Origin of the sequence: Caulobacter sp. AP07, from assembly GCF_000281955.1 — a bacterium.
Lineage (GTDB): Bacteria > Pseudomonadota > Alphaproteobacteria > Caulobacterales > Caulobacteraceae > Caulobacter.
In genome coordinates this window covers 1-9,201 of record NZ_AKKF01000027.1, presented here as the reverse complement: position 1 = coordinate 9,201, position 9,201 = coordinate 1, and the positions used below count along the sequence as shown (strand labels likewise).

Here is a 9,201-nt window from a genome sequence, read left to right as displayed (position 1 = left end):
CCGCCATCGGCGGCAGCGACAACCACGACGCCGGCCTGCCCCCGGACGTCGCCTCGTCGATCGGCCGGCCGACCACCGTGGTCCACGCCGACGCGCTCTCGACGCCGGCCATCCTCGCGGGCCTGCGCGCCGGGCGGGTGTTCATCGACCTCGACGCTTCCGGCGATCGCCTGCTGGACCTCACCGCCAGGTCCGCCAAGGATCAGGCGGTGATGGGCGGCGTGCTGCGGGTGAAGGCCGGGGAAACCGTTGCCTTCACCGCCACCCTGGTCGGCGGCGACCTCAAGGGCCTGCAGATCGTGCGGGACGGCGCGGTCGTGAACACGCCCGTCGGGCCGGACGGAACCTTCCGCCTCTCCGTCGGCAAGACCGCCAGCTGGGTGCGCCTGAACCTGCGCGACGACAAGGGACGCCTGATGCTGATCGGCAACCCGATCTACCTGCGTCCCGCCGGCTGACGGTCGAAGATCACGGCAGGCGCGGCGCGCGCTCGAAGGCGCTGAACGCCTGCTCCAGGCGCCATTGGGCGCTGGCCTTGGGGCTGGCGGCCAGGAGCTTGGCGCAGGCCGCGTTGGGCGTGGCTATTGCGGGATCGCAGGCCGAGGTCCGCAGGCTGGCGCCGGGCAGGAACGCATATTCCAGGCTGTCGCGGGCCATGGCCTTCAGGTCGGCGTAGCGCAGCCCCTGCTCGGTGGCGGCCCGCAGGTATTCCTGGGTCATGTCGCCGCGCGACACGCCCTCGTCGTCGGTCGACAGCACCACCGGCACCCCGGCCCGGCGGTACAGCGCCAGGGGATGGTCGGCGCCCTTGACCCCCAGGATGCCGTCATTGCTGGTCAGGTTGATCTCGACGGCCACGCGGTCGCGGGCCATGCGGGCCAGCAGGGCCGAGGCCCCGGTCTCGTGGGCGATGTCCACCCCGTGGCCGATGCGCTGGGCGCCGGCGATCTCGACGGCCTCGCGGATGTGGAAGGTCAGGTCGCGCGGCGGGGTCAGGCCCGGCGCCAGCTCGCCCGCGTGCAGCGCCCGGCGCACGGTCGGGTGGCGGGCGGCCAGGAACTGGAACATCCGCATGTGCAGCGAATAGTCGGCCAGCGACGTCGGGTGGTCCTCGGGGTTGACGATATTGACCCCGACGAAGCGCGGATCGGCCTCGACCAGGGCGAAGGCCAGGGCCATCTGGGCGAAGACGAAGCTGGGCGGCTGGGCCCGCTCGACGAAGGCCTGGTAGCGAACCTCGACCTGGCAGGGCCCGTCCTCGGCGGCGGCGCGGGCGCAGTCCAGCCGCCGGGCGGCCTCGGCCTCGGCCGCGTCCATCTCGCGACGGGCCTTGGCGATCGCCTCGGGCATCTTCGGTTCGAGGGCCGCCAGGGTCGCGGCGAAGTCGCCGTTCCAGGCCGTGCCCTCGGCCTGGGCGCCGAAGTCGTGGAGCGCGTTGGGGTTGGCCTGGCTCTCGACGTAGCCGACGTGGTCGATGGCGGCGAGTTCGCGGGTCACGGCCAGCATCGGGCCGATGTTGTCGACCGCCGCCGCGCCGAACCGGTCGAAGGTCGAGAAGAACTGGTCGTGGCCGGACGCCTCCGCGCCTTCCGCCCCGGGCGTGTAGTTGCGCATCGACAGGGCGTCGATCGCCTGGGCGTAGAGCGCCGGGTCGCGCTGGGCCAGGCCCTTGGCGGGGACCTTGCCGGGGCCGTCGCACGGGGCGGCCGCGATCGTCGGGCGGGGCGTGGTGACGCACAGGCCGTCCTCGCCGGCCCAGGCCAGGAAGTCCTCGGCATAGGGCGCGCCCCACAGGTGATTGTGCAGGTCGCCGCCCTTGGGCATGGCCTGCAGGAACAGGCGCAGTTGGGCGCGGTCGTGGACGATGCTGTCGAAATAGGCCGCGGTCCGCGCCTCGGGCGTTACGGCGGGTTTGGAGGCGGCCAGCACCTGGCCGCCCGCCGCCAACAGCATGGCGCCGGCCCACGTCGCCGCGCCCATTCGCCTCTTCACGCCTGCGGCCATCGTATCGCTCTCCCCGAACCGTCACCTGTCCACCGTGATTTGCGGCGTTTGGCAAACCTCCAGGTCAGGCGACGACGGCGAAAGGTCCGACTGAGCGAGATCGCGCCAGCTAGAACCGGGAGGTCAGGCGCAGGAAGTACTCCCGGCCATTGGTCCCGACCGCGCCGACCTCGGGATATTGCGTGCTGCCGCCCTGGCTCAGCGCCCGGTCGACGATCTTGTCCGGATAGACGTCGCCGACATTCAGCACCCCCGCCCCGAGGGTCAGGCTGGAGGTCAGGGCGTAGTCGATCGCCAGGTCCGCCGTGGTGACCGGCGAGAAGGTCTGCTCCGTGGCCACCGAGATCGTCCGGAACGGCCCGAACCGCGCGACATTGGCGTTCACCGTCAGGCCGCGCCACTCCAGCCGCGCCGCCAGGGCGGTCTTGTTCTGGGGCTGGGACTTGGTCAGCAGGTCGATGGCGCTGGCCCCCAGGAGCGGCAGGCCGGGCACGACGCGGTTGGTCTTCAGGCGGTCGATATCGGTGTCGACCAGCATGTAGCCGGCCGTGACGTCGAGGCGGACGTCGGGCGACAGGTGGCCGCGCCAGTTGGCGGTCAGCTCGTAGCCGTCGGTGACGGTGTCGACGGCGTTGGTGAAGAACCGCGCCTGGGAGGCGTTGGTCACCCCGGCCGCCTTGAGGATGGCGACGACGTTGGGGCCCGACAGCGTCTCGCTCAGGGCGATGCGGTCGTCGATCTCGATGTGGAACAGGTCGGCGGTGAACACCAGGCCGGCGAACGGCTTGACGACCACGCCGCCGCTCAGGCTGCGCGACGTCTCGGCGTCGAGGGGCCGCGAACCCAGGGCCTTGGCGACCGGGTCATCGACGGCGAAGGTGCCGACATTGACCAGCACGCCGGCGCTGGCCTGGCTGGTGACCGTGCTGAAATAGCTCTGCTGCAGGGCGGGCGCCCGGAAGCCGGTGGAGGCGGTGGCGCGGACCGCGACGGCCTCGATCGGCTTGTAGAACAGGCTGAGCTTGCCCAGCAGCGCGTCGCCGAAGTCGTCATAGTGCTCGTAGCGCACGGCCGCGCCGAGGTTCAGCGCCTCGACCGGGCTCAGCTCGCCGTCGGCGAAGGCGCTGACGGCGTTGCGGCTGACGTCCACCGGCCGGGGCGGGTTGAAGCCCGGGAAGCCCTGGGCGCCCGAGCCGGCGAACGACGCGGCCTCACCGGGCCGGATCCTGTAGGCCTCGTGGCGCTGCTCCACGCCCAGGGCCAGGTTGGCCCCGGCCAGCACGGCGTAGGGCCGCGAGACCGTGGCGTTGACCACGTTCTGAATGTAGCGCGCGCCGCCGGCGTCGAAACGGGTCGGGCTGGCCGCGCCGAGCGCGGTGTTGGCGGTGTCGCGGACCTGAAACGCGGCGTCGCTGTAGCCGAAGGTGTCGCTGACGTCCCAGCGCCACCCTGCCGCCTCGCCCCGGATCCCGGCGCCGCCGCCCAGGTCGTTCAGCTTGAGGCGGACGTGCGGGATGAAGCCGTTGGGATAGAGCACCGAGACCCCGGGCGCGCGGAACAGCGGCGCGCTGGTGCTCTGGCGATAGTCGTAGACGAGGTCGCCGTAGAGCTCGGCCCTGCCCAGGGCGTAGCGGGCGTTGGCCGCGAGGTTGAGGTCCAGGGAGTCCGGATCGCCCTGCTGGTTGGTGACGCGGCCGTAGCGGCTGTCGATGGTCGCGCGGTTGGTGCTGTTGCGCGAGCGGACCTCGGCCGACAGGTTGACGGCGCCGGCCTGGCCCAGGGCGAAGCCGCGGTTGAAGGCGGCGTTGACGGTCTGGCCGTCGCCCTCGGACGTGACGCCCGCCTGGGCGGAGACGAAGCCGCCCTCCCCGGCCGATTTCAAGGTGATGTTGATGACCCCGGCGATGGCGTCGGAGCCATATTGCGCGGCCGCGCCGTCGCGCAGGATCTCGATCTTCGCGATCGCCGCCATCGGGATGGTGTTGAGGTCGACCGGGGCCGCGCCGCGACCGATGACGTTGTTGAAATTGATCACCGACGAGCTGTGCCAGCGCTTGCCGTTGACCAGCACCAGCACCTGGTCCGGCGCCAGGCCGCGCAGGGTGGCGGCGCGGGTGTTGGCGGCCGAGGGGGCGGTGGCCGAGCGCGGATAGTTGAAGGACGGGGCCAGCAGTTGCAGGGCGCGGCTGATGTCGGTGGCGCCCTGCGCCCTCAGGGTCTCGCCCGAGATGACGTCGATCGGCGCGGCGGAGTCGGTGGCCAGGCGCCCGATGACCCGCGTTCCGGTGACCATCACCTCCTCGACGGTCTGGTCGCCCGAGGCCATGACCTGGGCGTGGGCCGAACCGGCGCCGGCCAGCAGGACGGCGCCGGCCAGGGCCGTGGTGTTGAAGAGGCTTCTCATGTCTCGGATCCCCAAAGCTCGCCGGCGCTCGCGGCGTCCTGGCGGTTCGGCTTAGCCCCGCCGGACGGGCGGCAAAAACGCAGAGGTTCGAACCTCGATTGCGCCCGACGCAACGCGCCGGCCTCAGGCGTCGGACCGCGACCGCAGGCGATCGAGGCCGCCCAGATAGGGCCGGAGCGCCAGCAGTCCGCACACCGATGAAACCAGCAGCAGGCTCGGCGCGGCGACGGCCAGGGACAGCCACAACCGGTGCTCGTCGCGGAAGACCAGGTCGGTCAGCAGCGCGATCAGGGTCGGCCCCAGGCCCAGCCCGATCAGGTTGACCGCCAGCACGGCGACGGCGTGCTGCATGCCGCGCATCCGGTTTGGGGTAATCTCCTGCAAGGTGGCCGGTCCCGAGCCGATCGCCAGGGTCAGGAACAGGATGGTCGGCGCCAGCAGGACGAACGCCGCCGTCGCCGTATGGGCCGTCATCGCCGCCAGGGCGAAGGGCGCGGCGCACAGGGCGCCAGCGCTCATGACGATCAGCCGGCCGTTGCGCAGGCCGCGGGCCTTCAGCGCGTCGCCTAGCAGCCCCGCGCCCAGGCTGCCGACCGGTCCGACGATCATGATGGTCAGGCCGAAGGTCCGCCCGACCTCGGCGGCGCTCAGGCCAAAGGTACGGATGAAGAAGCTGGGGACCCAGGCCGCCAGGCCATAGAGGCTCATGGCCGCGAAGGCGACGCAGAGATTGACCAGGGCGATCACCCCGGCGTTCGCCCGGAAATAGGCGGCCACTTCCCCCAGCGACGGCTTCTCGCTGAGCCCGCCGGCCGCCGTGTCGGTCCGGCGCGGCTCCTTCAGGGACGCCACCCACAGGGCGACCAGCAGGCCGGGCAGGCCGATGATCAGGAAGATGACCTGCCAGCCGTGCAGCGCGCCCAGCACGGGCAGGTCCACCATCCCCTGCGGCACGGCGGCGGTGATCTGCGCGCCCAGCACCAGGGCCAGGCCGGAGCCGAAATAGGCGCCCATGCTGTAGAGGCCGACGGCCAGCCCCAGCCGCCGGACCGAGAAATAGTCGCCGATCAGCGAATAGGCCGACGGGGTCATGGTCGCCTCGCCGATCCCCACGCCGACCCGGAAGCCCAGCAAGGGCAGATAGCCGCGCGCCAAGCCGCAGCCCGCCGTCATCACGCTCCAGAACGCCACGCCGCAGCCCAGGATGGTGATCCGCCGCCGGGTGTCGATCAGCCGCCCGATCGGCAGGCCGGCGATCGACAGGAACAGGGCGAAGGACAGGCCCTGCAACAGGCTGACCTGGGTGTCGCTCAGGTGCAGGTCGCGCTTCAGCGGCTCGACCAGCAGGTTGAGGATCTGCCGGTCCAGGAAGGCGAAGACATAGGCGACCACCAGCACCAGCAGGGCGTACCAGCCATAGCCGTCCTGGCCTTGGGGATCGACGTCCGCCGGCCTCGAGGCCTTCAGGGGAGCGTGCATCGCGTGATCCTTCAGGCGGGGGAAAGGCGGACGGCGCCCAGTCCGGCCAGTTGCGGATAGACCTCCGCATGGTCGAGCAGGTCGCGCTGGGTCAGGCCGGTGGGGCCGACCAGCGTGAAGCGGTGAGCGTCCGGCGTCAGGGTCAGGAGCATCGTTCCCATGATCTTGTCGCCGATACGTTCCTGCAGGCGGTCGGGGATCAAGAAGGCCGTGGACGGCGCCCAGACGTGCTCTACGCCGTCCAGATGACAGCGACGCGTCTGGTGGGTGTGGCCGCAGAGGACGAAGCGCAGGTCGTGGCCGCGCAGCAGGTCGAGCAGCCGCGTGCGGCCGGCCTCGGGCAGGTAGCGATGGTGACGTTCGATGTCGGACGGCCCGTCGCGAAACAGCGGCTTGTGCAGCATCACGCCCAACGGCCCGTCGGCGTGGGCCAGCACGTCTTCCAGCCAGGCGAACTGGTCTTCCTGCTCCGGGCCGTCCCAGCCGAACAGCTGGGCGTTGAGGCCGACGATCGTCCAGCCCTCGGCCTTCAGCGACCAGCGGTCCGGCCCGAAGGCCGCCTGGTAGCGCGCCAGGCGCGCGGCGTCGATCGGCGGGTCGTCGCCGTGGCGGGCCGCGTCGCGATTGTCCCCAACGTCGTGGTTGCCGGGCAGGAAGCGCAGCGGCGTCGGCCAGGCGGCGAAGGCGTCCAGGGCTTCGGCGTAGTGGCTGGGATCCTTGGCGGCGTCGGCGGTGATGTCGCCCAGATGCACCGTCAGGTCGGGCGCTAGGGCGGCGATCCAGGCGCGGGCCGCGTCGCAGTTGGCGCGGAAGGCCGGCGCGTTGGGCGCCAGGTGGGTGTCGGAGATCAGGGCGATCTGCATGGCGGCGTCCTGCATGGCGGCGTCCGGGCGAGCGATGGCGGAAGGTCCGTCCGTGCTTGCCGCAACCGCCCTTCCCGACCAACCGCAAGTGGCGCAACCACCGTTGCGTGGCGGACAACACCCGCCGTTCCCGGACGATGTCCTCAAACTGTGACACTCCAGGCCTAGGCTGCCCCCGCGGCGCCGTCGCGCCGACCAGGAGGTTCACCATGCTGCGCAAGGCGCCGTCGCTGGAAGCGACAGAGGCCTTTCTGCTGGCGGCCCGCGCCAGCAGCTTCCGGGCGGCCGCCGAGGAGATCGCGCTCAGCCCGTCGGCCTTCTCGCGCCGCATCCAGCAGCTCGAGGCGTTCGTCGGCGTCAGCCTGTTCGACCGGTCGGGGCCCAGCGTCCGGCTCACCGACGTCGGCGTCCGCTACCTCGCCGACATCGAGCCCGCGCTGGAAAGCATCCGCCGCGCCACCGAGGACCTGCGGGGCGGCAAGCAGGCCGGCAAGCTGCGCCTGGCCCTGTCCCATTCCCTGGCGGTCGGCTGGCTGATGCCGCGGCTGGCCGAGCTGTTCGCGCGGCACGGCATCGAGCTGGACCTGATCATCACGCGCGGCACGCACGTGCTGCGGTCGGGCGCTGCGGACCTGGCGCTGTGGGGCGGGATCGAGCAGGTCGACGAGTTGCCGTCCGACACGATGATCCACCTGGACGGCGTGCTGGTCTCCGCCAGGACCCTGGCCGACGGCCGGGCGCCGCCCAGGTCCCTGGGCGAGCTCGACGGCCACCGGATGCTGACCACCAAGAACCCGCCCGAACTCTGGCGGCGCTGGCTGCAGGAGGCCGGCTATGCGGGCGCCGGGCCAGCCGTGTCGAAATGCTATGAGACCTCGCACCTGATGTACGAAGCCGCCGCCAGCGGGCTGGGCCTGACCCTGGCCGTCCCGCTGCTGACCGAGCGCTTCCTGCAAGACACCCGCCTGCACCCCTGCACCGACGTCCGCGCCCCGGTGGGCATGAGCTACAGCCTGTTCTACGCCAATGCCGACCTTCGCCGCCGGTCGGCCACGCGGGTGCTGCGCGACTGGCTGAGCGCCGAGATCGACACCTCCCGCGCCGCCTTCGACCGCTGGTGGTCCAACGGCCAGAGGGAGGCCTCGCCCCTGCGCCTTGTCCCGACCTCGGCCTAGCTCGTCCGCCGGGGGATGATCGGCAGGACGACGTGCGACGGCTGGGCGGCGTCCATGAACACGGTGTTGGTGGCGACGCGGGTCGTCAGCCCCTGCCCCTCCGGCGCGCCGGTGTTGGGATTGACGTCGAAGTGCGGGAAATTGCTGGACGAGATGTCCAGGCGGATCCTGTGGCCCTTCTTGAACAGGTTGGCCGTCGGGAAGGCCGAGATCTTGATCGGATAGGCCTGACCCGGCCGCATCATCGTCGGCTTCTCCCAGGAGTCGCGGTAGCGGCAGCGCAGGATGCCGTCGGTCAGGTTCATGGCGAACCCCTCGGGGAAGTCGGCGCTGGGCGGGTAGACGTCGATCAGCTTCAGCGTGAAATCGGTGTCGGGGCAGTTGGAGGCGATCCACAGCTTGGCCTCGATCTCGCCGATGACCTCCATGTCCTCGGCCAGGGGTTCGGTCTCGAACACCAGCACGTCGGGCCGCGCCGCGAACGGCAGGTAGGGCTCGACCGAGCCGTAGACGTCCTTGCCCTCGCGCTGGTCGAAAGCGCCGCCGCGCATCAGGGGCTCGCCCGAGGTCACCGTGCCGCCCAGGGTCGGCACGGGGCTCTTGGGGTCGAAGTCGTAGGACAGCGGCGCCGCCCCCGCCGCCGGCCTGGCGGTCGAGAGCCGGCCCGAGCCCTGCAGGTAATAGGGCGTCTTGCGGGCGTCCGGGATCGGCCAGTCGGCCTCGCTGCGCCATTGGCCGCCATGCTCCAGCCGGCCCTGGGCGTCGCGCCGCCCGCTGCCGCCGCCCATGATGAACAGGCGCACGGGCAGCTCGGCCTTGGCCGGTCCGGCCTTGCCCTTCAGTTCACGGTCGAACCAGGCGCGGCGCCATTCGAAGAAATCGCCGCCGATGTCGCTGTCGATCGTCGACTGCGAGCCGAAGCTGACGAGGCCGGCATAGGGCGTCGAGCGGCTGACATGCGTCCAGGGGCCCATGATCAGCCGGACCTTGCCGGGCTTGCGCCTGGACAGGCCGACATAGTTCTCGGTCGCGGTGCGCGAATAGGCGTCGTACCAGCCCGACATGTGGACCATCGCCGCGTCGGCGAACCTGTCGTAATAGCCGGCCGCGTAGATGCCCGGCTGCTTCCAGAAGTCGTCGAAGACGCCGTGCTCCCACTGTTCGTAGACATAGTCCTCGTAGTCGGGGATCAGGCTGATCGGCGTGTGGCCGCGCTTCCAGGGCATGCTGGCGAACCAGGCCTTCATGTCCACGGCCTTCACGGCGGCCAGCCGCA

General features: G+C 71.2%; 6 protein-coding genes and 1 pseudogene. 2 read left to right on the top strand and 5 right to left on the bottom strand.

Annotated features, from left to right (window positions below; genetic code table 11):
• Positions 1–458, top strand: a pseudogene (locus PMI01_RS02420) (PHP domain-containing protein); the annotation flags it as partial.
• Between the two features lie 10 nt (positions 459–468).
• Here the strand turns inward: PMI01_RS02420 and PMI01_RS02415 are convergent.
• From PMI01_RS02415 to PMI01_RS02400, 4 genes are all read right to left on the bottom strand, one after another.
• A complete protein-coding gene (locus PMI01_RS02415; RefSeq protein WP_051989878.1) occupies positions 469–1,980 on the bottom strand; it encodes an adenosine deaminase family protein in 1,512 nt (503 codons plus the stop codon).
• Positions 1,981–2,113: 133 nt separating this feature from the next.
• Positions 2,114–4,408 (bottom strand): TonB-dependent receptor plug domain-containing protein, encoded by a 2,295-nt coding sequence (locus PMI01_RS02410; protein WP_007662516.1) that lies wholly within the window; start codon positions 4,406–4,408, stop codon positions 2,114–2,116.
• 123 nt (positions 4,409–4,531) lie between these two features.
• Positions 4,532–5,887: a spinster family MFS transporter gene (locus tag PMI01_RS02405; protein WP_007662515.1), complete on the bottom strand. Its 1,356-nt coding sequence runs from the start codon at positions 5,885–5,887 to the stop codon at positions 4,532–4,534.
• Positions 5,888–5,898: 11 nt separating this feature from the next.
• Complete coding sequence (locus tag PMI01_RS02400) at positions 5,899–6,765, bottom strand: metallophosphoesterase family protein (protein ID WP_035034124.1); 867 nt, start codon at positions 6,763–6,765, stop codon at positions 5,899–5,901.
• A gap of 194 nt (positions 6,766–6,959) precedes the next feature.
• Between PMI01_RS02400 and PMI01_RS25935 the strand changes: the two genes are divergently transcribed.
• Positions 6,960–7,925 carry a LysR substrate-binding domain-containing protein gene (locus PMI01_RS25935; RefSeq protein WP_007662513.1) on the top strand — a complete coding sequence of 322 codons (966 nt, stop codon included), beginning with the start codon at positions 6,960–6,962 and terminating at the stop codon, positions 7,923–7,925.
• On the opposite strand, the gene PMI01_RS02390 is transcribed toward PMI01_RS25935, so the two are convergent.
• Positions 7,922–9,201 (bottom strand): CocE/NonD family hydrolase (locus PMI01_RS02390; protein WP_007662506.1); only part of this gene is annotated, 1,280 nt, incomplete at its 5' end. The two genes, PMI01_RS25935 and PMI01_RS02390, sit on opposite strands and share 4 nt — an antisense overlap.